Annotated in this window: 22 protein-coding genes, 1 tRNA gene and 1 pseudogene; 2 read left to right on the plus strand and 22 right to left on the minus strand. The window is 48.7% G+C overall.

Features of this window, described 5'->3' with window-relative positions:
• Nucleotides 1-302: 302 nt before the first annotated feature.
• The 11 genes and pseudogenes from EV209_RS10155 to EV209_RS10210 all read right to left on the minus strand — a co-directional run bounded on the left by EV209_RS10155 (nt 303) and on the right by EV209_RS10210 (nt 8,028).
• Nucleotides 303-390 (minus strand) — tRNA-Ser (locus EV209_RS10155).
• A 96-nt stretch (nt 391-486) separates the two neighbouring features.
• Nucleotides 487-1,041 (minus strand): Fe-S-containing hydro-lyase, encoded by a 555-nt coding sequence (locus EV209_RS10160; RefSeq protein ID WP_130435361.1) that lies wholly within the window; start codon nt 1,039-1,041, stop codon nt 487-489.
• An 11-nt stretch (nt 1,042-1,052) separates the two neighbouring features.
• Nucleotides 1,053-1,895, minus strand: a complete 843-nt coding sequence (locus EV209_RS10165; protein WP_130435362.1) for a fumarate hydratase — start codon at nt 1,893-1,895, stop codon at nt 1,053-1,055.
• Between the two features lie 103 nt (nt 1,896-1,998).
• Complete coding sequence (locus tag EV209_RS10170) at nt 1,999-2,862, minus strand: RsiV family protein (RefSeq protein WP_130435363.1); 864 nt, start codon at nt 2,860-2,862, stop codon at nt 1,999-2,001.
• A 3-nt stretch (nt 2,863-2,865) separates the two neighbouring features.
• A complete protein-coding gene (locus EV209_RS10175; RefSeq protein WP_165388894.1) occupies nt 2,866-3,372 on the minus strand; it encodes an RNA polymerase sigma factor in 507 nt (168 codons plus the stop codon).
• Between the two features lie 7 nt (nt 3,373-3,379).
• Nucleotides 3,380-3,841: pseudogene (locus tag EV209_RS16800) on the minus strand (DUF4358 domain-containing protein).
• Between the two features lie 28 nt (nt 3,842-3,869).
• Nucleotides 3,870-4,751: a GDSL-type esterase/lipase family protein gene (locus EV209_RS10190; RefSeq protein ID WP_165388895.1), complete on the minus strand. Its 882-nt coding sequence runs from the start codon at nt 4,749-4,751 to the stop codon at nt 3,870-3,872.
• A 263-nt stretch (nt 4,752-5,014) separates the two neighbouring features.
• Nucleotides 5,015-5,278, minus strand: a complete 264-nt coding sequence (gene rpsR, locus EV209_RS10195) for a 30S ribosomal protein S18 (RefSeq protein WP_130435367.1) — start codon at nt 5,276-5,278, stop codon at nt 5,015-5,017.
• A gap of 18 nt (nt 5,279-5,296) precedes the next feature.
• Nucleotides 5,297-5,764, minus strand: a complete 468-nt coding sequence (locus EV209_RS10200; RefSeq protein WP_130435368.1) for a single-stranded DNA-binding protein — start codon at nt 5,762-5,764, stop codon at nt 5,297-5,299.
• A 26-nt stretch (nt 5,765-5,790) separates the two neighbouring features.
• On the minus strand, nt 5,791-6,081 hold the full coding sequence (gene rpsF, locus EV209_RS10205) for a 30S ribosomal protein S6 (RefSeq protein WP_130435369.1): 291 nt from the start codon (nt 6,079-6,081) through the stop codon (nt 5,791-5,793).
• 117 nt (nt 6,082-6,198) lie between these two features.
• Nucleotides 6,199-8,028 carry a diguanylate cyclase gene (locus tag EV209_RS10210; RefSeq protein WP_130435370.1) on the minus strand — a complete coding sequence of 610 codons (1,830 nt, stop codon included), beginning with the start codon at nt 8,026-8,028 and terminating at the stop codon, nt 6,199-6,201.
• A 107-nt stretch (nt 8,029-8,135) separates the two neighbouring features.
• Between EV209_RS10210 and EV209_RS10215 the strand changes: the two genes are divergently transcribed.
• Nucleotides 8,136-8,318, plus strand: a complete 183-nt coding sequence (locus EV209_RS10215) for a DUF951 domain-containing protein (RefSeq protein ID WP_130435371.1) — start codon at nt 8,136-8,138, stop codon at nt 8,316-8,318.
• A gap of 25 nt (nt 8,319-8,343) precedes the next feature.
• On the opposite strand, the gene EV209_RS10220 is transcribed toward EV209_RS10215, so the two are convergent.
• From EV209_RS10220 to EV209_RS10230, 3 genes are read right to left on the minus strand one after another with little or no spacing between them, the layout of a single operon-like run.
• Nucleotides 8,344-9,075: an NAD-dependent protein deacylase gene (locus EV209_RS10220; protein WP_243647568.1), complete on the minus strand. Its 732-nt coding sequence runs from the start codon at nt 9,073-9,075 to the stop codon at nt 8,344-8,346.
• A gap of 24 nt (nt 9,076-9,099) precedes the next feature.
• Nucleotides 9,100-9,999, minus strand: a complete 900-nt coding sequence (locus EV209_RS10225; protein ID WP_130435373.1) for a 30S ribosomal protein S1 — start codon at nt 9,997-9,999, stop codon at nt 9,100-9,102.
• A 13-nt stretch (nt 10,000-10,012) separates the two neighbouring features.
• Nucleotides 10,013-10,480: an acyl-CoA thioesterase gene (locus EV209_RS10230; RefSeq protein WP_130435374.1), complete on the minus strand. Its 468-nt coding sequence runs from the start codon at nt 10,478-10,480 to the stop codon at nt 10,013-10,015.
• A gap of 133 nt (nt 10,481-10,613) precedes the next feature.
• Between EV209_RS10230 and EV209_RS10235 the strand changes: the two genes are divergently transcribed.
• Nucleotides 10,614-12,212 carry an MBL fold metallo-hydrolase RNA specificity domain-containing protein gene (locus tag EV209_RS10235; RefSeq protein WP_130435375.1) on the plus strand — a complete coding sequence of 533 codons (1,599 nt, stop codon included), beginning with the start codon at nt 10,614-10,616 and terminating at the stop codon, nt 12,210-12,212.
• Nucleotides 12,213-12,293: 81 nt separating this feature from the next.
• On the opposite strand, the gene EV209_RS10240 is transcribed toward EV209_RS10235, so the two are convergent.
• The 8 genes from EV209_RS10240 to EV209_RS10275 all read right to left on the minus strand — a co-directional run bounded on the left by EV209_RS10240 (nt 12,294) and on the right by EV209_RS10275 (nt 22,631).
• The gene (locus EV209_RS10240) at nt 12,294-14,594 is read right to left on the minus strand and encodes an AraC family transcriptional regulator (protein WP_130435376.1); all 2,301 of its coding nucleotides are present in this window, start codon (nt 14,592-14,594) and stop codon (nt 12,294-12,296) included.
• Between the two features lie 62 nt (nt 14,595-14,656).
• On the minus strand, nt 14,657-16,204 hold the full coding sequence (locus EV209_RS10245) for an extracellular solute-binding protein (protein ID WP_130435377.1): 1,548 nt from the start codon (nt 16,202-16,204) through the stop codon (nt 14,657-14,659).
• A 13-nt stretch (nt 16,205-16,217) separates the two neighbouring features.
• Nucleotides 16,218-17,588, minus strand: a complete 1,371-nt coding sequence (locus EV209_RS10250) for a hypothetical protein (protein ID WP_130435378.1) — start codon at nt 17,586-17,588, stop codon at nt 16,218-16,220.
• Nucleotides 17,589-17,598: 10 nt separating this feature from the next.
• The gene (locus EV209_RS10255; protein ID WP_130435379.1) at nt 17,599-18,462 is read right to left on the minus strand and encodes a carbohydrate ABC transporter permease; all 864 of its coding nucleotides are present in this window, start codon (nt 18,460-18,462) and stop codon (nt 17,599-17,601) included.
• A gap of 12 nt (nt 18,463-18,474) precedes the next feature.
• Nucleotides 18,475-19,383, minus strand: a complete 909-nt coding sequence (locus tag EV209_RS10260; protein WP_243647569.1) for an ABC transporter permease — start codon at nt 19,381-19,383, stop codon at nt 18,475-18,477.
• Nucleotides 19,384-19,829: 446 nt separating this feature from the next.
• Nucleotides 19,830-20,642, minus strand: coding sequence for a sugar phosphate isomerase/epimerase family protein (locus EV209_RS10265; RefSeq protein WP_130435380.1), 813 nt, complete (start codon nt 20,640-20,642; stop codon nt 19,830-19,832).
• Nucleotides 20,643-20,694: 52 nt separating this feature from the next.
• Nucleotides 20,695-21,417: a GNAT family N-acetyltransferase gene (locus EV209_RS10270; RefSeq protein WP_130435381.1), complete on the minus strand. Its 723-nt coding sequence runs from the start codon at nt 21,415-21,417 to the stop codon at nt 20,695-20,697.
• Nucleotides 21,418-21,512: 95 nt separating this feature from the next.
• Nucleotides 21,513-22,631: a polyamine ABC transporter substrate-binding protein gene (locus EV209_RS10275; RefSeq protein ID WP_130435382.1), complete on the minus strand. Its 1,119-nt coding sequence runs from the start codon at nt 22,629-22,631 to the stop codon at nt 21,513-21,515.
• Nucleotides 22,632-22,637 lie beyond the last annotated feature (6 nt).

The raw sequence follows: 22,637 nt of genomic DNA on the forward strand, positions 1-22,637 counted from the left end.
TCTGTTCTGAATGTCTCAATTCAGCCGCGTGATTGTCTCACGCTGACTTCTTTAAGAATTTTCAGGGTTGTCTTATTGTTCAGTTATCAAGGTTCCTGTGCTCGCCGCTCTTCAGCAGCAACTCTCTTAGTCTATCATACCCTCTCGGGTTTGTCAACTACTTTTTGAAAGTTTTTTTGAGGTTTTTCGACCTCTTTTGCTCCTGCGCTTTGCCGCAACGGTTATTAATTCTATCACAACCCGTATTAGCTGTCAAGCACTTTTTTATTCTTTTTTCAAAGAATCTTTTCTGAAAAGAAAAGCGGAGAAAGAGGGATTTGAACCCTCGCACCGCGTGAACGGTCTACACCCTTAGCAGGGGCGCCTCTTCAGCCACTTGAGTATTTCTCCAAATGCCATCTTTTCAATCGCACTCTCAGAGTGCATGGTATATTTTACCCGAAAGGGACGAGCTTGTCAACCTCTTTTTTACAATTTCTGTTTTTTTTATTTCTCTCTGCGGTATTTCTTAACCGCCGACTCATAGAGATCGTTCCCCAGGCTGTCAATAACTACAATCACAGGAAAGTTCTCCACCTGCAGCTTGCGGATCGCTTCTGTGCCCAGATCATCATATGCAACCACTTCAGATCTGGTGATGCACCGGGACAAAACAGCGCCCGCTCCCCCCACTGCCGCAAAATAAACTGCCCCATTGCGCACAATGGCTTCTTTTACTTCCCGGCTGCGCTTTCCTTTCCCGATCATACCCTTCAGCCCCAAATCCAGCAGCGCGGGGGTGTACTTATCCATTCTGCTGGCGGTTGTGGGGCCCGCGGAGCCAATAGGCCTCCCTTCTCTTGCAGGTGACGGCCCCATATAATAGATCACGTTATCCTGCATCTCTACAGGCAGCGCTTTCTGTACATCCAGCGCCTCCTGCATTCTTTTGTGGGCTGCGTCCCTGGCTGTATAAATAACGCCCGTCAGGTAAACATAATCTCCGGCCCGCAGCTCTTTTATTTTATCATCTGTCAGAGGCGTGGTTATTTTTCTGTCCATGCTATTCCTCCTTAAATCGTACGTGTGATATGACGGTTCACATGGCAGCAGATATTAACAGCCACCGGGAGCCCCGCAATGTGCGTGGGAAACGTTTCAATATTTACAGCTAAAACAGTCTGGGTTCCCCCAAGCCCTCCGGGGCCTATTCCAAGTCCGTTGGCCCTGTTCAGCAGCTCCGCCTGCAGATCTTGAACCCAGGGAATATCCGGCTTCACCTCAAGATTTCTGGTAAGCGCCTTTTTCGCCAAAAGCGCGCATTTTTCAAATGTTCCCCCGATCCCCACTCCCACAACCATCGGGGGGCAGGCGTTTGGCCCCGCGTCCCTGACTGCCTGAAGCACAGCGTCTTTAACACCTTCAATTCCGTCCGCAGGTTTCAGCATGAACACGCGGCTCATGTTTTCGCTGCCAAAACCTTTGGGCGCAACCGTAATTTCCAGGTTATCCCCTGGAACAATTTCATAATGAATCACCGCCGGGGTATTGTCCCTCGTGTTTTCCCGCAAAACAGGATCTGAGACTACAGACTTCCTCAGGTACCCTTCAGAATACCCCTGACGCACGCCTTCATTGACTGCTGCTTCCAGATCTCCTCCTGTAATATGGACTTCCTGTCCAATTCTTAGAAATACTACCGCCATTCCGGTATCCTGACAGATCGGAATCATATCTTCTGCCGCAATCTGCAGATTTTCCGACAGCTGGTCCAGGACCTGACGGCCCAACGGGGACTTTTCTTCCTCATGAGCCCGGTTAAATGCGTTTTTCATATCTTCCGACAAAAAATGATTGGCTTCTATGCACATCTCCTTTATGTTCTTAATAATCAAGCTGCAGTCCACTTCCCTCATTTGTAATCCTTTCTTTTCATAAGCGTCCTTTTTATTTTTTATTTATCATAGAAGAAAGCAGGTTAAAATGCAAGTATTTTTTCTTTAAGGCACGGCGGCATCACTACCTTATAACAAATTCCGGACAGCCCATGTATCCGGGGGCAATAGAATATTTTTCAAAAACAATCACTACATTCCCTTCCTTGTTAATGTAAAACATCTGATTCTCCGACAGCTTCTCAAATCCTTTTACCCCTTCCGGTTCCTCTTTGCCATAATCATAGAAGAGCTGGTCCGGATCTGTCTTTGTCCTCTGTTCAATCTGACTTTTTATCTCTGCAGTGGCGATTTCTGCATAATCCGGCCCCAGCAAATCCCTTAATGTCAGCTCTTTGCCTGTTTCTAAATCTATATTATAGAAATACCGTTCAAAATAACTGCTGGCCAGGCTTTCCGTCTTCCAGATTTCAAAAGAAAGAAACTGTTCGTCTGAACATTTAATGTCATAATTAATATCAATAATCCAGGGCGTAAATTCCGATTCATTTCCCCCGGTCTTCAGATATGCCTCCATACACTCTTCTACATTCTTCTCCGCCTCTCGGATAATCTCATTAATTTTCATTCGTATTTCATTATTCACCCTGTTTTCCAGATCATCATTGCCGGTATTTTTAAGCTCCGGTACCGTAACGTTCAATATCTTGCGTTCATCCTGCTGTACATAGTTTTTAAAGACAAATATTCTTGAAATCTGACCCAAAACAGGTATGCTGTCCACCTGCGCTGCAAAACCTGTATTAACATTCAGCTCCGTTATAAATAATATCAGGATTGCAGCAGCCGCAAGTAAGATCCTGTATCTATATGGACGCCGTTTTCCTGCCGGGCTGTGGGCCAGAATAACTCTTTCTAATCTCTCTGACAATTCTTCCGGCACCGGTATCTCGTCATATTGTTTTTTTGCTTCCTTCCAATCCAACATTCCTCACTCCCTCTCCATCTGACGTTTTAGAATACGTATCGCCTTATACAACCGGGCCTTCGCGGTATTTTCATTTAACTGCAGCGTCTGCGCCACCTCGCTGATTTTCATGTCTTCATAAAACCTCAGTATAATTACAGAACGCATATCTTCAGGCAGACGGTCAACCATTTCATACAAGGTAATTCTATCCACTGTCTGAGATTCCTCACACTGGTACGGCACATTGTCTTCCACCTCTCCTGAGCTGACAAGTTTTTGATTTTTCTTAAGAAAATTCAGGCTCTCATTCATCAAAATACGAAAGAACCAGGTTTTCATATAGGAAGAGTCCCGCAGCGTTTCTATTTTTTCCAGCCCCTTTATCGTCGCTTCCTGGACGATATCCATGGCGTTGTCAGGATTTTTTACATACATATAGACGAATCGGTAAAAATCTTCCTGGCAGGAGCCTATCATTTCCACAAAAAGTTCATAGTTTTTGGACGCCGTTGATTTCCTTTTCCACATTATTTTATCATCCCGCCATCTTTTTTGCCGCCTCAGCATCAGGGCAAACGCAATAGATCACTGTGCTGCCCAAAATTTTAATCCAGCCATTACCAGCCTTTTTTGCTTCCTGCGGGGCATAGGAAGTGAAACTCTCTTCTCTGTCCTTCCTGCGTTTTTCCAGTTACTCTTTTACTTCTCCGGCCGATTTTTCATCTTTAAGCCGGACCACTACCAATTCATCCGCCGTCGCGCCTCCGCTTGCCAAAGCAAAGTATTCCTCCCACTGCCCGGAATTCAGCCCATAAAGTACTGTCATCATTTCCGGCTCCACTGGCGTCATGGTATCTGGAAAGTCTGCCGCTGACGCTATCTTTGTTCCCAATTCCTGCACATTGACTGCCTCTGGCTTTTTATCCGCACATGCCGATAAAATCAGGCATGCGGCCAATATTATGGCTGCTGAGTATCTCAATTTAAAATGCTTCATTTGCCCTCCCCTTTCCTGTGTTATCCAATCAGTTACCCTGCGCCTTTTCCCGCAGATATTCCAACCAAATTCTGCAGTACTCTTTTGTCAGATGGATTCCATCACTGGAGGCTCCTTCCGGAAGGTTCCCCTGAGCATCCTGAACCGCCTCTGATACATTCAGAAAGGTAGCGTTCTCCTGCGCTGCGACTTCTTGGATCCACCCGTTAAACTTTCTTACATTCATGTTATTATAAATTGAATCTCCTTCTGACTTTTTCTGAGATACCGGCAGGATTGACTGAATATATATTTGGGCCTGCGGCTGAATCTCTTTAACAGCACGGATTAATTTGGTATATTCCCCTTTAAACTGCTCCCCATAGGGCCATCCCAGCTCGTTAATACCCAGCATAATATATACACGGCCAAAGGAATGCTGCCGGAGGGCGTCCAGCACGGTTCCTTTGGCCCCGTTTTCCAGACCGATTACCGGTTTTGTCTGCGCCGTGTTCACCATAAGACCCGTGGCAGTATAAAAAGTCGCGGTATGCAGGCCTGTATAAATCATCAGTCCTTCTGTCCGGGAGTCTCCGATAAATACCGCATCTGAAAAGTCGTCGGCCGGCTTTATCTGAACCGGCGGCGCAGAAACTGCTTCCGATGAAACGGCCGATTCTGACGGCTTTTGAGAAGAGGGTTCTTTACCAGTCCCCGTAACGGTAAGAGGCTGTTCTCTCTCCGCAGTCTCTGTTATTTCAACCTGCGGCAATATTGGTCTTTCCTCTTTATTCTCCGGCGCAGCTATTCCGGACACTTCATGTACCCCCCAGGCTGCTGCCATAAAAGCGGCCAGAAGCAAAAGAACTCCACCGGCTTTTATGTCGTTCCACCTTCTGTCTTTTTTCTTTCTTTTCTTCACGCAGTTCATATTGTTTTTCCTCCTGTGTATGTGTCTTATATCTATTAGACAACCCATTGGCGGAAAAAGTTTTAAAAATGTCGCTTCAAATAGAAAGTCGTAACGCGGGGGAAGAAAAAAACTCCGAAGACTCCATGCCTTACGGCTATAGTCTTCTCCGTTTTTTCTTCCCCCGCTTAGCCCGGTTTCTATCTGGCTGCGGCTTAAAGTTCAATATCATAAAGGGGCTGCGCACTAATTGCTTAGTGGGCAGCCCCTTTCATAGGCTTAAATTATTCCATTGTATAGGGCATCAGCGCAATATGACGCGCTCTCTTGATCGCTACGGTCAGCGCTCTCTGATGCTTTGCACAGTTGCCGGTGATTCTTCTGGGGAGGATTTTTCCTCTCTCAGATACATATCTTTTCAGCTTTGCTGCGTCCTTGTAATCAATTACGCCGTTCTTCTCTCCGCAGAATACGCAGACTTTCTTTCTCCTGCGTCCGCCTCTTCTCTTCATGGGAGAGTCCGGTCTGTCGCTCTTATTATATGCCATTGTGATTGCCTCCTTATCTTAGTTGAAGGGAAGGCCTTCGTCTTCCACTCCATCCGGGATGTTCATAAACCCTTCTCCGACTGCGCTCGCAGGTGCAGGTCTGGAGGAAGGCTGCTGGTAGGATGGCTGAAATCCCCCGTCATTGCCGGAAGAAGCCCCCTTACTGTCAGCAAATTCCTGATCGTCTAGAATCACTTCTGTCGTATAGACCTTCTGGCCGTCGCGGTTCGTATAGCTGCCGGTCTGAATCCTTCCGGATACAAGCACACGCATTCCCTGGCGGAAATACTTCTCAGCGAACTCTGCTGCTCTGTCAAATGCAACGCAGGGAATGAAATCTGCCTGCTGGCTCTCTCCATTCATATCGCGGCGCCCTCTGCGGTCCACCGCCAGCGTATATCTGGCAATCGCCATTGAACGCTCTCCCTGGGAATAACGAACCTCCGGGTCTCTTGTCAGTCTGCCCATCAGAATTACTCTATTCATACGATCTCCTCTTTCCTGTAAGCGAATTACTCAGCCTCGCTCTTTACGCAAAGATAACGGATTACAGGTTCCATAATACGAATTCTCTTCTCGACTTCGTTCGGACACTCTGAATCGCTCTCGAATGTAACGAAATAATAGAACGCTTCTTTCATCTTCTGGATTTCGTAAGCAAGTCTCTTCTTGCCCCAGTCATCCACATTAGTCACTGTACCGCCAAAACGCTCAATCAGAGCCTTTACATTGTCGACTACAGCCGCTCTCTCTTCGTCTTCGAGCTTTGCATTCACAACAACAGCTAATTCATATTTGTTCATGCGTCTCGTACCTCCTTTTGGTCTCTGGCCCCTTGTCCATCGCAGGGAGCAAGGAAATGATAATATATCACGAATGGTTATTCTATCATAATTAAAAAAGAAACGCAAGCACTTTTTTCAATTTTCTTCCTCCCCTTCCCGAAAAAAAGAATAACCATTTTTTCCATGCTGCTTTTGGCAGTAAAGCGCCTTGTCAGCTTCCTGATAAAGCTGTTCAAAGCTTTTTCTTTTCCCATGGTTTCTGGATATTCCAATGCTTACGGAGCTGCCCGGTTTTCCTTCTCTGGCGGGAAGGACCCTTCCCACCCTTTCTTTTACCGCCTCTGCCCTGACTGCGACCTGATTTTCTGTCTCAAATCCGTCAAAAAAAATGCAGAATTCATCTCCGCCCACCCGGCCTATCACATCCTCTGCCCTGAACAGAGACCGAAGGGCTGCCGCGCAATCCCGGATCACCCTGTCCCCCGTCAGATGTCCATATGTATCATTTATATTTTTGAAGTAATCAATATCAATCATAAATAAGGTGCCGCTTCTCACATACCTGGACATCTTCAGGCGTTTCCTGATTTCCCGCTCAGTTGTACCTTTATTGTATACATCAGTAAGAGAATCCCGCTCCGCTTTTCGAATCAGCTCTAATTCTTCTCTTTTCCGGTTATCAATATCAATCAGATAGAAATATCCTTTCAGGTCTCCCAGCACCTGATCTTTAAATAGATGCATGTCCGCATTATGCCAGCGCATCTTGCCATCCTGCTGCAGCATCTCGCAGTCCAAATGAATCTCATTTTTTTTCTGCTGAAACGCGTTCCATATGTTGCCCAATGAAAATGCTTCTATGAATTCCCGGTAGCTGTCCTCATGAACCCGTTCTTCTGCCAGCCGGAACACAAAATTCTCGTAGGATTCTCCCTTTTCAGGAAGAGCGGCTCCCTCTCCATGAGCCTGGCAAAAAATAAAATCTCCGGTGGAAAAATTCACTTCATAGGCAGACTGGCATTCCTGTCTCATTGCGCGCCTGAATTTCTCCTCTATGGCCGCCGCCTTTTCTGTTTCCTTTTGAAGTGTAATATCCTCCATCATGCCCACAATGCGGCGGACATTTCTTTTCTCGTCTCTCATACCGGCCAAAGTGATCCGCTGCCAGGCCTCTTCCCCATTTTTTATCTGCATCTGCATTTCACAGGAAGTCCTCTTTTCTCCTTCTGTTATTTGTTTTATTACATTCTTCAGCCCCGGCCGGAACCTGATGATCTTTCTTCCCCACAGCACGCATCCTCGTTCCAGCTGATCTAATGATACGTTTATCTGTTCCTCCCGCTTTTCCGGCACAATCAGTGCCAGACATCCCATAAGCATATCATATTCAAACACAATTTTATCTGAATTTTCCATAACAATACGAAAACGCTCCGCCCCCATATGCAGTTCCCTGTTCTGCTCCAGCAAAAGCCTGGCCTGCCTCTGAAGCTGTTCAGCCTGCTCTTCTAGAAGCTGCCTGGCCTCCAGTTCCTGCTGCTTGTTCTCATTAATATCTGTAGTAAAAAGAGTGGCCATTTCAGCTCTGCCGTCTTCCCGGAATTTTGCCGGGACGATCTGCAGGCGGAACCAATGATAGCTTCCATCAGAAACTTTTGACCGATATTCAAATTCTTCAAATCCCTGGCCCTCCAGTTTTTTACCAATAACTTCCGGCATCAGGCCCTTTTCATACAGCAGACGGTCAAGAGGGTGGACGATCTTCCTGGCATAAGTATGGACCATATCAGTATAGTTTCCGGAATGGGAGTAATTAACTGCTGCTGCCTCTGTCTGTGCCGGAGCAAAAAAAGTATTCTCAACCAGGTTTATATAATAAATGGAATCAAACCGGACGGACATACTCATAAAAATTTCCTGTATCGCAGCTAAATCCCCATGATAGTTCCGTACTTCTTTTTTCATATACCTTTCCTTCCTCACTGGCTGTTTTCCTGGTCATATTCATCTCTGATTCATTGACAAGCCTTTTTTTCTACACTATAATAGCATATGAGTGAAGGAGGCAGAACATGCAGATAGATGTAGGCGATATTGTTAAATTAAAAAAGCCGCACCCCTGCGGCAGTTCCGAGTGGGAAGTACTGCGCGTGGGCATAGACTTCCGGCTCAAATGCCTGGGCTGCGGCCATCAGGTTATGGTTCCGAGAAAATTAGTTGAAAAGAATCTGAGAGGGCAGCGCAAACCGGATTGATCCAGAGCGCTGCCCTTATACTATATCAATATTGATGTTCCTCCAGCGCCTCCTGCAGCACTTCTCCCACAGAACCGGCAATCACCAGGTCCGCTCTGGAATCCATGGGCGTGGGCGTCTTGTTGATCAGCACCAGACGGCTGCCCTGATAATAGTCAATCAGTCCGGCTGCCGGGTAAACCGTCAGGGAAGTCCCTGCCACAATCAGCATATCAGCCTGGGCGATAGCCGCCGCCGAACGGTTCAGCACCTCCATATCCAGGCTTTCTTCATAGAGTACCACATCCGGCTTAATCACGCCGCCGCAGCCGCAGCGGGGAATGCCTTCTGCACGCAGGATCTCACCCAGCTCATAGGACTTCCCGCAGCGGCGGCAGTAGTTCCGGAGCACCGAGCCATGGAGTTCCAGTACATTGCCGCTCCCGGCTTTTTGATGCAGCCCGTCTATGTTCTGAGTGATCACAGCAGCCAGTTTCCCCTGCTTTTCCATTTTGGCAAGGGCCAGATGCGCGCCGTTCGGCCGCGCATCCGGATACAGCATTTTGTTTCGGTAAAACCTGAAAAACTCTTCCGGATTCCTCCGGAAAAAGCTGTGGCTTAAAATCTGCTCCGGAGGATAACGGTACTCCTGATGATACACCCCATCCTGGCTGCGGAAGTCGGGAATCCCGCTTTCCGTGGACACTCCCGCTCCTCCAAAAAACACAATATTTCTGCTTTCGGAAATCCATCCTGATAATCTTTCTAATGGATTCAATCCCATCCCTCCGTTCGCATCGACTCAGTCCAGCTTGATTCCTTTCAGCAGAGCGCCCAGTCCGGTGGTGGCCTGTCCTGACTCTTTATAGTCAAAAGCCGGCTCAGAATCCTTCTGTGTCACGTCCATCAGCGCCTTCATGCTCAGACTGATCTTACCGTTTTCCACTTTTGTAATTTTTACTTTAACCTTCTGACCTTCTTTCAGAACTGCTTTGGGGTGAGAAATCCTCTTGTCGCTGATCTGGGACACATGAAGCAGGCCGGAGATTCCGTCCCCGATATCCACAAACGCGCCATAGTCCTTTAGCTGCTCAACAGTTCCCTCTACAATACTTCCTACCGCAACGCCCTTCACTTTTTCAGCCTTCTCCTCCAGAGACTTCTGCACCAGAATATCCCTGCAGGACAGCACCAGGCGTTTCTTCGCCACATCCACCTCGATGATGTTGGCCTCCACCTCTTTATTCTGATATTCTGAGGTATCCTCCACATAGCGCAGCGCCAGTTTGGACGCCGGGATAAATCCCCGCACGCCTTCCACAAACATCACGGCGCCGCCCTTTACAGCCTCCGCAATCCTGCCTCTCACCACAGCATGATCTTCCATCATCTGCTTTAATTTGTCCCATGCCAGCACATCATCAGCCTCTTTTCTGGAAAGGACCAGGTTGCCTGCTCCATCGTCGATCTTCACTACCGTTGCGGAAATCTCATCCCCTACATGGATCTCTTCAAAAATGGAAAAGCCCGGATCACCGCTCAAATCTTCCAGCGCAATCTTTCCCGGGGCATAGTAATCAAAATCCAGCAGCACGCCTTCTTCACTGACCTCGATCACTTTTCCTGTCAGAATGTCTCCCACGCGGATCTTGCGGAATGACGCCTCCAGTTCCTCTTTAAAATCTTCCATTGTTTCTGCCATACTGCTTTTCCTCCTAAAATCCTTCTGTTCTTCTCTTTTTGTGGAGTTCCTTGCGTTTTACCGCACCCTCCCACTCTGCCTTCTGGCTTTCAGTCTCCACTGTCAGTCCGGGCACAGGAACGGGCTTCTGGTTTTCATCCACTGCCACCAGCATCAGAAACGCCCGGTTGATGGGCCTGCGCATGCCGTCCGGGGATTCCACATAGGTATCCACCCGCACTTCCATGGACGTGCGCCCGGTATAGGTCACCCGCCCGATCAAAACAATGATCTCGTTGCGGTATGCCCCGGCCTTAAACTGCAGATTGTCTATCGCAGCCGTTACCACATCTCTGCCGGAGTGGCGCCTGCCCACAATCCCCGCGGTCTCGTCAATCCAGGCTAAAAGCTGGCCTCCGAACAGCCTGCCTGATCCGTTAATATGCTGCGGCATCAGCAGATGCGTCTGCTCTGTCTGTGATTCTTCCACCCGTTTCTCCATCTGGTCCCTTCCTTACATTGAAAATCTATACTGCTTATTATACATGAAAACGCTGAATTTGCAAAGGTCTCTCTGTATTTTTACGGTAATTTATGATATACTGAAAAAAAGACTATGATCTGGAGGACTGCTTATGAAGCTGACGTTTATCGGCGCTGATCACGAAGTGACCGGCAGCTGCCACTGCCTGGAGGCCTGCGGCAGAAAATTCCTCATCGACTGCGGAATGGAGCAGGGAAAGGATGTATTCGAAAATCAGGAAATTCCGATTCCTCCCTCTGAACTGGATTTTGTTTTGCTCACTCATGCCCATATCGACCACTCCGGCATGCTGCCCCTTTTATATGCCAGAGGTTTCCGCGGCGCGGTATACGCCACTTATGCCACCTGCGACCTCTGCGCCATCATGCTCCGTGACAGCGCGCATATCCAGATGTTTGAAGCAGAGTGGAGAAACCGCAAAAACCGCCGGGCGGGAAAAGAGGAAATCACACCGCTGTACACCATGGAGGACGCGGAAGGCGTAATCCGCAAATTTGTCCCTGTCAATTATGACGAAAAGCTGGAACTGGCGCCCGGCCTGATGGCCCGGTTCACCGACGTAGGCCATCTGCTTGGCTCCGCCAGCATTGAAATCTGGATGGCAGAGGATGATATCACCAAAAAAATAGTATTTTCCGGGGATATCGGAAACGTCCACCAGCCTCTGCTGCGCGATCCGCAGTATCTGAAAGAAGCGGATTATGTGGTGATGGAATCCACCTACGGCACCAGAAGCCACGGGGAAAGGCCGGATTACGTTCACAACCTGGCCCAGGAAATTCAGGAAACTTTCGACCGGGGCGGAAATGTGGTCATCCCCTCCTTTGCGGTTGGCCGCACCCAGGAAATGCTGTATTTTATCCGCCAGATTAAATCGGATCAGATGATCCGTGGACATGAAGGTTTTAAAGTCTACGTGGACAGCCCGCTGGCAGTGGAAGCCACCAGCGTGTTCAACAGAAATCTGCATACCTGTTTTGACGAAGAGGCAATGGAACTGGTGAATAAAGGCATCAACCCCATATCTTTTCCGGGCCTGTGCACCTCCGTCACCAGTGATGAATCCAAAGCCATTAATTTTGATCAGGAGCCAAAGGTGATTATTTCTGCTTCGGGCATGTGCGATGCGGGCCGGATTAAACATCATTTGAAACACAACCTCTGGAGGCCGGAATGTACGATCCTGTTTGTAGGCTACCAGGCGGAAGGTTCGCCGGGCAGGCATATTTTAAGCGGCGCGCCGGAAATTAAGCTGTTCGGCGAAACCATCAGCATTCATGCCCATATCATGCAGCTGGCAGGCGTCAGCGGCCATGCTGATAAAAACGGCCTGATTCAATGGCTGACCGCCATAGAACCCAAACCCGGAAAAGTCTTTGTGGTCCATGGCGACGATTCCGTCTGCTCTGAGTTTACAGAATGCCTTATAAATGAATACGGATACGACGCCTGCGCCCCTTACAGCGGCTCAGAATATGACCTTCTGCAGGATGCTTTTGTGGTCGAGGCGCCTCCTGTGCGCAAGCCTGAAACAGCAGTGGCCGCCAAGGTATCTGAGGTGTTCCGCAGGCTGGTGAGCGCAGGACAGAGGCTGCTCACCGTCATCCAGCATAATAAGGGCGGGGCAAATAAAGATCTGGCAAAATTTGCGGATCAGATCAATTCCCTCTGCGATAAGTGGGACAGATAAATCCTGTGCTGCGAATATTCTTTCCTATGAAGCAAATCCCGGACAGTCTTTTTCCTCCTGCCCGGGATATCATATTTGGCATTATTCCTGCATATTTTCCCTGTATACCGCCGGCGGGATACCATACTGGCGTTTAAAAGCTCTGCGGAAAACCGGGGCGCTGCTGTATCCCACCGCTTCCGCCACCTCATCAATCGTCAGGGCGCTCCCTCTCAGAAGTTCGCAGGCTTTGGACAGGCGAAGGCGCTGCACGTACGCTGTAAATGTCTCCTTAAAGCTTTCTTTTATAAAAACGGAAAGATAGCTTTCATTCAGGGAAAAATGTTCCGCCAGCGCCTGGAGACACAGGTTCACATCCGTATAAGATTCTTTTAAATATGCTTCAATTTCCCGTTTCAGTTTAGACTCCCTGCCATACCGTTTCTCCTCCACCTGGCTGCAGATACTTTGAAACAATTCCAAAATACGGATGAAATCCCAGTGCCCCATCCTGCTCAATTCATCAACAATTTGTTTCTGCCTTTCCTCTTCCAGCATTGCCTGCTCAGAAGCTTTGTAAATTGTCCCTTTTACTTCTTCCAGCAGCAGCCGCATGGATTCATAGTCCAGGCAGGTTTCCATGAAATTTTTTCGCTGGATTTTTTCCAGAAGTTCTCTGATTTCCTGCAGCTTTCCCTCTCTGCACAGATGGAGCAGCCTGTATTCAATTTCCATGGGATAAAAATAGTGGAAATCATTGGCCCGGCCTTCCTCTATATTTTCCATCCCTTCTGCTTCCCCGCTCAGAATATACCGTTCCATCTTCCGCTTCGCGTCCATATAGGACTGATCGATATAAACCAGCGAATCAGTAATGCCTCCATAAAAAAATACAGGCGCAACATTGCCGAACTCCCCAAAGGTATCGCTCACATTTCTGACCGCCTCCTCCAGTTGTTCTATACAGGCAGCTTCTTCTGTTTCATGAAATGCCGCGATCATGGCAATGCAGTTGTCGTCGATATCAGCCTCCAGCGCTGCGCCCAACAGCGGGTCCACGGAGCAGACGCTGCGGATTACCGCCTTCATCGCATTGCTTTCCTTTAAAATTTCTCTGGAAACTTTCTCACGGTAACCGCTGATATAGAGCAGCAGCACCGCATAGCGCTGTCCCGAGAAAGCGGTTCCCGTCTGTTCCATCCCGGAAATAATCTCTTCCATATCAGAAAACTTTCCCCGGATCAGCTTTGTCACAAAAACATTTTTCATCACCGGTTCATATATTTCTATTTCCTGGCGGATATATTGATTCTCATGAATCAGCCGGTCCACGGCAGTCTCAATATTCAGGGGATCTTCTCTTCTTACCGTGCTGTTCTCATTCTGGTATTCTCTGAGTCGGCGCAGCATGGAACGTATGGGGAGCGTGACCCAGGCGCTGAAAAACAGAATGAAGACTGTAGTGACTGTCATACACAGTAAGAAAAGCAGAAAAAACACATTCCGCAGGCCCTGTACATCCCGCAGCACGTCGCTGATGGGCTGTACGGAAACGTATTGCCAGCCGTTTCTGGGCGACCTGGTATAGGAAATAATAGAATTGACGCCCCGAACCTCCCGGTGCTCCACCCCCTCGCTTTCCTGTGAACGGAGATCCACCATCCACAGCTCTTCCTCCATACCGGAGGAGGCCACCAGCTTCCCGTCGGAGGTTGCAATATAAGCATAACCATGATTCTGCCCATACGCAGTTTTCAGCAGCTCTGAAGCTTTTTCCTGACCGATCAGCACATGGACAGATCCCAGGGTATCGCTGCTGAATCCCATAGGGACAGACCAGGAAAAATCCATCATTTTCCGCGGCACTCCCTCCTCTATCATTGTACAGGACCGGAAATATCCCAAGTAAGGAGATTTTTGAATCAGCTGCCGCATCCAGTCCTCATAGGACTTTTCAGTATCCGCATACCTGTTCTCATAATATTCCCGGGTGGTATACCGTCCATTCTGAGTCAGGATGTAGTCGTCCTTCCTGAACCAGACATAAATTCCGTCTATGGTGATATCCGCAAACGAAATTCTGGAAAACTCCCTCAAAAGATTCCACAGCATTTCAATTTCTTCCGTCTTGGATTTATTATTCAAATACATAAACTGCAGGATTTCGGGATCATTTGCCAGCTGATTCAGGTATAGTTCCGCCTCCCGGATATGCCCTGTCATCACTTCTTTCGTCTGCTCCAGGGCCTGCAGGCTGTTTTTTTCAGCATTTTTCTTCAGCAGTCCCGCTGTATATCCATATAACCCCCAGGAAAACATCAGGGAGATAACCATAATTGCAAAGTAGGACAACAGATATTTCAGGATAAAATTTTGTTTCGCGGCAACAACCCGTTTTCTCATTCGCGCCTCCCTGTTACAAGCAGGAATGGGCTGCCCTTCGGCAGCCTGTTCCCCTATCTTATTTATTTCTTATCTTTCATATACTCATTTTCATACCATTCCGTCATAAGACGGATCTTTACGTCTCCTCCTGCTTTTCTCCAGCTACTCACATAATTATCCCACTCCGCGTCAATATCCACAGTACCCATAATCGCTTTATCCCGGAATTCATATACCGGCTGCTCCAGATCGTACATGGCCAGTTCCGGGAAATATGGCGCAATCAAATCCACCTCGTCAAACATTCCGTATTCAGTGGACTGCTTCAGGAACTCCAGACTGGCTTCCCCAAAGGCCTGGCTCAGCAGATCTTCCAGCAAAGGCGTATCAATCTGCGGTTTCTGGGTTCCCAGAAGAATAAATCGCAGGGAGGTATTCATTCCGCGGCGTTCTTCTTTAATTTCAATCTTATCACCCTTCTTTTCATAGTCAAGTCCCTCTATACCGGCGAATACAAACACGCCTCCCTCTTCGGAGCAGCCCCAGTCCAGAATTTCCAGAACCTTTTCCGGATGTTTGCAGTCCTTGGAAATCGCAGTATAATTTCTCACCGGGGAACCATACTTATTTCTGGCCTGGGTACCGTCCGCCTTCAGCGGGGGGGCCAGCCCCACCAGGTTTGCCGGATCATAATTTTTGCTCCGCAGCTCCGTGGTCATCCAAAACCACAGGAACGTGCCGTACTTATCGCTGGCGGCTTTGTCCCACATCTGCTGGCCGGTGGTGACCACAAATTCAGGGTCCAGAATCCCGTCTTCATACAGTTTGTGCATAAATTTCAGATAATCCTTATACCCTTCTGTCAGGAAATTCGGAATCAGCTCCCCGTTTACATACTGAGACTCCGCGCCGTTAAACGCGTCCAGGAACGTGGTTGTAGTTGCCGTAAAATTTCCCTCTCCGCTCATCATTCCATATGTATCCTGCTTGCCGTTTCCATCCGGGTCGTCAAATGTAAACCGCTTCAGCATGTTATACCAGTCATCTATGGTTTTGACCTCCTTGGGGTCAATATCCAGATTCTCCAGGAATTTCTTGTTTGCAAAAGTCAGAAGAGGCGTCTGGTCATAACGCAGCAGCGGCACTCCATAAACTCTGTCCTCATATTTGCACAGGTTCCAGCCCAGTTCCGAGATCTGGCCGGACAGATTTTCATACTTCGGGATTTTATCTGTGATGTCCATGAGCATCCCTTCATCCGCCCATTTCGCCAGACTGGCCTTGTCCATCATCATCATATAATCCGGAAGTTGTCCGGAAGCCATAATGGTGTTTACTTTTTCCGGATATTTGGAAGCCTCGCTGATGATCGTCAGGTCCACGTTAAACTTATCTTCCAGAAATTTCACATAAGGGCTGTCGTTAATATCATATCCTTCTGTATCTACATTGACGTTTGTCAGAAAGGTCAGCGGAATCCGTTCCTCGCTGTTCTGTGTTCCTCCCGCCGGTTCCGTGCCTTCCGCCTTTTGAGTTCCGGTTCCCTCTGAACCTGTGCCGCCGCAGCCTGCCAGGCCGCATACAATCAATACTGCTGCCAATATGAAAGCGATCCTTCTCCTTAGCATCTTGTTCCCTCCTTTAAATTCCTCCTAAAATACACCAGTTATATCCATTGCCGCTGACTCCCATCGCCTTTTCGTAAAATGGATTTTCATATCTTGCTCTGGCTTCTTCCGTGTCCCTGGCATTCGCATCGTACCAAATACTGATTTTCCCATCCTTCGTGAATACCAGCAGCTGTTCCCCGCCGCGGGAAAGCAGTTTTCCGGACAACGCCACAGTTCCTCCAACATTGCCCGCAAGCTTCCCGAAACGGTCCCGCACATCTCCTGTGGAAGCCGGAAGCCCGTAAACAATCTCATGATATCCGTCCCCGTTCAGATCCACAGGCATGCTTTTATAGACGCTGAAACCCAAGTCCACCTCGCTTCCGTCCTCAACCTTGTAAACAAATTCCTCATACCTGTCGTGATACCTGCCGTCCGGCCCGCAGGATTTATGCCCGATACGAATTCCCATGGCGTAATGTTCTCTGTTTTCTCCCAGCCGCGCAGTCCAGCCCAGATCCATATGCCCCTGTTCCAGGTTTCCCCAAATCCTGTTGCCTTCCGTATCATAACAGCAGAGGCGGGGAGATGCTCCCGGGTCTCCTTCCCTGCAGGTAAACAGCCGCCAGGGCCGGCCGTCCCGGAACACCGGCTGAATCACATCAGAGTGGCCGCGATAGCTGCTCCGGTCCGCGCAAAACAATTCCTTACCTCCCGCCAGCTCCAGGCACCGTTCTCCCCACAGAAGTTCGTCTGTACCGTCTCCGTTCAGATCCAGCACAGGGCACATGTGGCTTCCTCTGGCTCCCGGCTCATCTGCCCGGATATGCGTCTCCCACAGCAGTTCCAGCCCAGGCCCGAATCCCTCAAAGAACATATCTCCATAGGTTCCCTGAGCCGCCGTCAGAACCGGACGGCCATTGGCGTATCCGCCCACAATAAAATTTCTGAACTGCTGGCTGAGCTGCATGCTGCGGCATTCCGCTGTTTTGGGCCAGGGGATTTCAGCGGTTTTTTCCCCTGTCAGCCCGTTCAGGCCGCAAAGGGTATAACTGGCTGTTCCCAGAGGATGATCCGCATTTTCATTGTTGACAAACCAGATTTCATCAATGCCGTCCCCATCCAGATCAAATGCCAGCACGGGGCAGAACCACACTCCCGGAATCACTCCTTCTCCCAAATCTCTTTTCCAGAGGATCTGCCCCTCTTGATTAAATACCAACATTTTCAGGGTATCCTTGGGGAAGAAAAACATCTCCACATATGGGTCCACATCAAAATCCGCCCCATAAAGCGCCAGAAACGCCCGGACCTTTCCCAGCCGTACCGGAACTGCCCTGCACTGTCCCAGCTCCTGACCCGTATCCAGTTCAAAAGCCTGTTTCAATAAAATCTTTTCCATTTCCTTCCTCCTATCCTTTTATTGCTCCTATCATCACCCCTTTTACAAAAAACTTCTGTACAAAGGGATAGACTACTAATATGGGCAGCGTAGAGGCAAATATAGCCGCTGTCTGTATGCTCAGTGTGGGAATCTCCTGTTCCGCCATGCTGCCGAACATTTCCTGAGTGCTGGAACGCATGACCAGATCAATCAGATAGGACTGCAGCGGTTTCAGCTTAGAATCATTAATATAAATGACCGCGTCCATCAGCGCGTTCCAATGGGATACCGCTGTAAACAAACCGATGGTTGCGATTGCAGGCTTTGAAAGAGGCATTGCAATCTTAAAGAATATTTTAACGTCGCTGGCCCCGTCAATTACCGCCGATTCCTCCAGCCCCTCCGGAAGTGCGGAAAAGAAACTGATCAATATAATGGTATTCCAGGGATTCACCGCCATGGGCAGGATCAGGGCCCAAATGGTATCGAAAATACCAGTGTAGCAGATTGTCAGATACGTTGGAATAATTCCGCCGTTAAACAGCACGGCAAATATTACCAGTTTCATAAACCATTTGCGCCCTGCCAGGTGTTTTCTGGACACAGCATATGCAAACATGCATTGCACAATCATTGCCAGCGCAGTCCCCACCACCGTGCGGAACACGCTTACGCCAAAGCCCCTGAAAAATTTCTGGTCCCGTATGATCATCTCATAGGCTTTTGTGGAAAAGCCTTTTGGAAACAAAATCACCTCTCCTTCCTTAACCAGCGCCGGATCACTGAATGAAACCATCAGAATGTAGTAAAAAGGAATCAGGCACAAAAAGGCAAATCCGATCAGCACAATCCCAATGATAATCCTGCCAAAATCCAATTTCTTCCTAATCATCTTCCAGCCTCCCTACCAAAGATTTTTATCAAACAGTTTTTTGCAGGTGAAATTCGCACTGGCAATTAAAATCAGGCCTACTACCGATTGAAAGAGGCCTATGGCAGTGGTTATGGAAAATTGGGCCTGGCCGACGCCGATCCGGTAGATATAAGTGCTGAGCACATCTCCCACCAAATACACCTGTGTGTTGGCCAGCACATAGATCTGTTCAAAGCCCACATCCATCATCCTGCCGATTTCCAGCAGCAGAAGCACCACAATGGTGCCTGATATTCCCGGCAGGGTGACAAATCTCATCTTTTGCCACCTGCTGGCTCCGTCTATGGAAGCGGCTTCATATAATTCCGGGTTGATGGAGGTCAGCGCCGCCAGGTATAAAATCGTTCCCCACCCGGCAGATTTTATAATCTCTGTAATCACCACGATACCCCGAAAGTATTTTGGCTCGGCCAGAAAGAAAATCGGTTCGCCGCCAAACATCTTAATAATTGCATTCACAATTCCAGTGGAAGGCATCAAAAACTGGATAATAATAGAGCCAAAAACAACCCAGGATACAAAATGCGGCAGATAGATCGTAGTCTGTATCCATTTTTTTAATCTGGCGCTTTTCAGTTCATTCAGCAGCAGCGCCAGAATAACCGGCACAGGGAAATAAAACATCAGCTTCAGTAAATTGATTGCCAGCGTATTCCAGACTAACTGAAGGAATTGAGGATGTTTGGTGAACAGAAATATAAAATTATCCAAGCCCACCCAGTCGCTTCCAAAAATGCCCTTGGCAAAGCTAAACTTTTTAAAAGCAATAACCAGCCCCGCCATAGGAATATACCGATAGACAATCAGCAGTACCAGCGCAGGAAGCATCATGAGAAAAAGATACCTGTTCCGGTAAAGACGCCTTTTTTTCTGATTCATTCCAGTTACCCCCTCTTTCTCCGTCAATTTCTGTTCCCAACATATCATTTTGGGGGGATAGCTACAAGAATCTCTTAATTTTAAGGATACTTTATCTTAGAAATGAGAGCATACAGTTCATTTTGAAGATACTTCAGGGTGTGTTTTTCTCAGAAACACAGAAAAAATGCCCGCCTGCACTCTTCTGCGGAGCGTCTTTATATGTAAAAGAGTTGGTAAAATTTTCTGTATCATAAAAAGGAGCTGCCGCACTAAAATGTGCTGCAGCCCATATCTGTCCCCAAAATAACACCATGCCTTAGATCCCAGTATCTAAAAAACAATTGCGGCCGGAGGTCCTTTGGCAGAGAGGCAGCAGAGAAAACTCCGGAGACTATAGCCGTCAGGCATCGAGTCTCCGGAGTTTTCTCTGCCGCCTCTTTGCGACTCTCCCCGCAAATAAAATCCTACTTCCAGCTCTTCATAAACTCCATATAAGCCGCAAATGCAGCTTCCCCGTCCGCAATTTCCGGATGCCACCATTTTTCCCATTCCAGGGAAAGGAATCCGTCGTATTGATTCTCTTTCAAAGTCTGAAGCATCTGGTTCACAGGCACGCGCCCTTCTCCTACCATGGCGATATCAAAGCCATCCCGGTCAAATTGATTGGCATCCTTGATATGTACATGACGGACTCTGCCTTTCAAAAGCTCCCAGGTCTCCTCCGGCGCTTCGCCCCAGCGGTAGGGATGCAGAATATCCCACACAACGCCAAGATTTTTCTGGCCTGACATGTCCAACACCCTTCTCACAGACACGCCTGTAGAAAAATCATCATGGGTTTCCAAAAGCGGCATTACCTCATACAGCTCCATCAGATCTCCCAGCATTGCGCAGCCTTCCGCTACCCATTTTTCACATTCCGCCCGTACCATCCCCTCCGGAATCCTGCCTCCGAAAATGCGGATATAAGGACTTTCCAGCTCTGCGGCAATCTCCGCAAATCTCTGCGCCTCCATCAGCGCTTTCCTGGTGCTCTCCTTTGTGCCCTGGCTGAAATTCACGCTGGTCCCCACATCTGTCAGCGCAATCCCGGCATCAGCCAGATATTTCCTCAGCTTCGGCAAATTTTCCCGAGAAAATTCTTCGTTTTCCCACAGGTTCATGGTCCCGTTGGCCCCGCGCAATTCTACGCCGTCAAACCCCAGCCGCGCTGCCAGTTCGATGGTTTCTGACAGTGATTTCTCCACACACCCCAGTGAACTAAATGATAATTTCATCGCCTTCTCCTCCTTAATGGTAAGATATCCCTATTATATCACATCCCCCAGCTTAAATAAAGTACACCGGATAGGGGCCATCCATATGGTATCCCAGCTTCTCGGCAAGGGCCACGGAGCGAAGATCGTGGGCATCCCAGCTGGGGTACCAGCCACGGTCCAGACATTCCAGAATCAGCTTGGCTCCGCAGGCCAAAGCCAGACCCATCCGCCGGAAATCCGGCCTGGTATCGATTTCAACTTCAATCCCGCCGGTATAAATTGTATAGGAAGATGCACCTGCCACCGGCTTTCCCTGATACAGGGCCACGATCCCCAGCCCTCTGTTCACAAAGTCCTCAGCCCCGAGAAACTGGGAACAGAAATCCCTGGACCATTCTTCCCCCATCAGCGCTTCATTCAGGCTTTCGTCAATCCGCCGGAGGCAAAATCCTGCCGGGAGGGCCTCAGTGTATCCCTTTAGTTTCTTCCTGTCAAATACATCCGGCTCTTTGCGGATCGCATAGCGCAGAGCCTTTTGGGCCTTCTCCCCCAGCTCTTCCTCTATCGCCCTGCACCAGTCTTCATTCTGCGGCGTCACAATCGGCGCCGCTGCCCGGCGTATCAGCGCTTTATCCGGATTTCCCGCAAAAAAGCAAAAATCTCCAACCACGATCTGCGCAGCAGCAGGGGTTTCCCTGCCGTCCGTAATCACATATCCCATGTGCCCCTGCAGGCAGGACCATATCATGGTTTCCTCCCAGCCTTGGAAGAGGCGTGCAATTTTTTCATCCATATGAATTCCTTTGTCCTGTCATGAAACAGAAAAATTTTCTTATTCTATAGACGGGCAGGGCAGCCGCTTTGATGCAGCTGCCCCGGCCCTTTATTTTAGTTGCAGGCCGCTTTAAATTCGGTCCACACCTTGTTATATGTTTCCGTCGCCTCATTATTCACATTCTCTACCATTTCCATGGTACGGCCTTCCGGCGCCACCAGCAGTTCCCGCAGTTCTTCCGGAATCAGGGCTTCCGCCGCCTTGTTGGTGCAGTAGTAGCCCAAAAACTCAAACATCTGCTCCGCCACTTCGGCGTCCAGCATGTAGTCCAGGAACTCATACGCCTCTGCGGAATTGGGGGCCGCAGAAGGGATAAACGCTCCCATCACGCCAAAGCCCAGGCCTTCTTCCGGCACGCAGACCTTCAGATTGGGGTTCGCGTTCAGCGCAGCATAAACCTGGGAAGTATACAGGTATGCCACGCTGGCCTCTCCGTTCAACAGCGCATTCTGGGTATTGTCGTCCTGAATCATTCTCACGTTAGGCGCCAGTTCTTTTAACTTTTCACCGGCTTTTTCAATAACCGCAGGATCTTCTGTATTCATGGATTCTCCCATGGCCTGCAGGGTCATGCCGATAATCACCCGGGAATTGGCCGTCAGCGCGACGCTGCCCTTCAGCGACTCATTCCAGAGGTCATTATAGCCTTTGATTTCAAAATCCACCTGCTCCGGATCGTAAACAATTAAAGGAATACCTGCCCCATGGGGGATCGTGTATTCATTTTTCGGATCGAAAAACTGGCTTTGAAAAACAGGATTGATATTCCCATAGTTTTTCAGCTTGGAGGTGTCCAGCTTCTGTACCAGCCCCTGGGCAATGGCGTTTTCAATAATATAATCGTCCGCGATCACCAGGTCATAGTCCCCGCCCTTTGCCGCACTCAGCTTCTGCAGCATGGCTTCATCCGTATCAAATTTGGAGTAGACAATTTTAATCCCTGTTTTTTCCTCAAAATCTTTCAGCAGTTCCTCCGGGAACATCAGATCCCAGGTAAAAATCACCAGCTCCCTGTCTCCTGAAGCCTTTGTCTCATCGCTGCCGGAAGGGGCTTTTGTTTCCTGTCCTCCGGGCGCGGACGGCTCTGCCGGAGAACCTCCGCAGCCAGCCAATGTTCCTATGGCCAATACCGCAGCCATTACAACAGCAATCCATTTTCTTTTTAGTCTCATAAAAAA

The organism is Cuneatibacter caecimuris, from assembly GCF_004216775.1.
In the GTDB taxonomy this organism is placed as follows: domain Bacteria; phylum Bacillota; class Clostridia; order Lachnospirales; family Lachnospiraceae; genus Cuneatibacter; species Cuneatibacter caecimuris.

What these genes read in the sequence shown, in the direction of transcription:
- rpsF (WP_130435369.1), bottom strand. Translation starts at nt 6,081, where the DNA reads ATGAACAAATATGAATTAGCTGTTGTTGTGAATGCAAAGCTCGAAGAC.
- EV209_RS10215 (WP_130435371.1), top strand. Translation starts at nt 8,136, where the DNA reads ATGCAGATAGATGTAGGCGATATTGTTAAATTAAAAAAGCCGCACCCC.
- EV209_RS10170 (WP_130435363.1), bottom strand. Translation starts at nt 2,862, where the DNA reads ATGTTGGATTGGAAGGAAGCAAAAAAACAATATGACGAGATACCGGTG.
- EV209_RS10260 (WP_243647569.1), bottom strand. Translation starts at nt 19,383, where the DNA reads ATGAATCAGAAAAAAAGGCGTCTTTACCGGAACAGGTATCTTTTTCTC.
- EV209_RS10230 (WP_130435374.1), bottom strand. Translation starts at nt 10,480, where the DNA reads ATGGAGAAACGGGTGGAAGAATCACAGACAGAGCAGACGCATCTGCTG.
- EV209_RS10175 (WP_165388894.1), bottom strand. Translation starts at nt 3,372, where the DNA reads ATGTGGAAAAGGAAATCAACGGCGTCCAAAAACTATGAACTTTTTGTG.
- EV209_RS10225 (WP_130435373.1), bottom strand. Translation starts at nt 9,999, where the DNA reads ATGGCAGAAACAATGGAAGATTTTAAAGAGGAACTGGAGGCGTCATTC.
- EV209_RS10240 (WP_130435376.1), bottom strand. Translation starts at nt 14,594, where the DNA reads ATGAGAAAACGGGTTGTTGCCGCGAAACAAAATTTTATCCTGAAATAT.
- rpsR (WP_130435367.1), bottom strand. Translation starts at nt 5,278, where the DNA reads ATGGCATATAATAAGAGCGACAGACCGGACTCTCCCATGAAGAGAAGA.
- EV209_RS10190 (WP_165388895.1), bottom strand. Translation starts at nt 4,751, where the DNA reads ATGAACTGCGTGAAGAAAAGAAAGAAAAAAGACAGAAGGTGGAACGAC.
- EV209_RS10160 (WP_130435361.1), bottom strand. Translation starts at nt 1,041, where the DNA reads ATGGACAGAAAAATAACCACGCCTCTGACAGATGATAAAATAAAAGAG.
- EV209_RS10250 (WP_130435378.1), bottom strand. Translation starts at nt 17,588, where the DNA reads ATGGAAAAGATTTTATTGAAACAGGCTTTTGAACTGGATACGGGTCAG.
- EV209_RS10165 (WP_130435362.1), bottom strand. Translation starts at nt 1,895, where the DNA reads ATGAGGGAAGTGGACTGCAGCTTGATTATTAAGAACATAAAGGAGATG.
- EV209_RS10235 (WP_130435375.1), top strand. Translation starts at nt 10,614, where the DNA reads ATGAAGCTGACGTTTATCGGCGCTGATCACGAAGTGACCGGCAGCTGC.
- EV209_RS10210 (WP_130435370.1), bottom strand. Translation starts at nt 8,028, where the DNA reads ATGAAAAAAGAAGTACGGAACTATCATGGGGATTTAGCTGCGATACAG.
- EV209_RS10245 (WP_130435377.1), bottom strand. Translation starts at nt 16,204, where the DNA reads ATGCTAAGGAGAAGGATCGCTTTCATATTGGCAGCAGTATTGATTGTA.
- EV209_RS10265 (WP_130435380.1), bottom strand. Translation starts at nt 20,642, where the DNA reads ATGAAATTATCATTTAGTTCACTGGGGTGTGTGGAGAAATCACTGTCA.
- EV209_RS10200 (WP_130435368.1), bottom strand. Translation starts at nt 5,764, where the DNA reads ATGAATAGAGTAATTCTGATGGGCAGACTGACAAGAGACCCGGAGGTT.
- EV209_RS10275 (WP_130435382.1), bottom strand. Translation starts at nt 22,631, where the DNA reads ATGAGACTAAAAAGAAAATGGATTGCTGTTGTAATGGCTGCGGTATTG.
- EV209_RS10255 (WP_130435379.1), bottom strand. Translation starts at nt 18,462, where the DNA reads ATGATTAGGAAGAAATTGGATTTTGGCAGGATTATCATTGGGATTGTG.
- EV209_RS10270 (WP_130435381.1), bottom strand. Translation starts at nt 21,417, where the DNA reads ATGGATGAAAAAATTGCACGCCTCTTCCAAGGCTGGGAGGAAACCATG.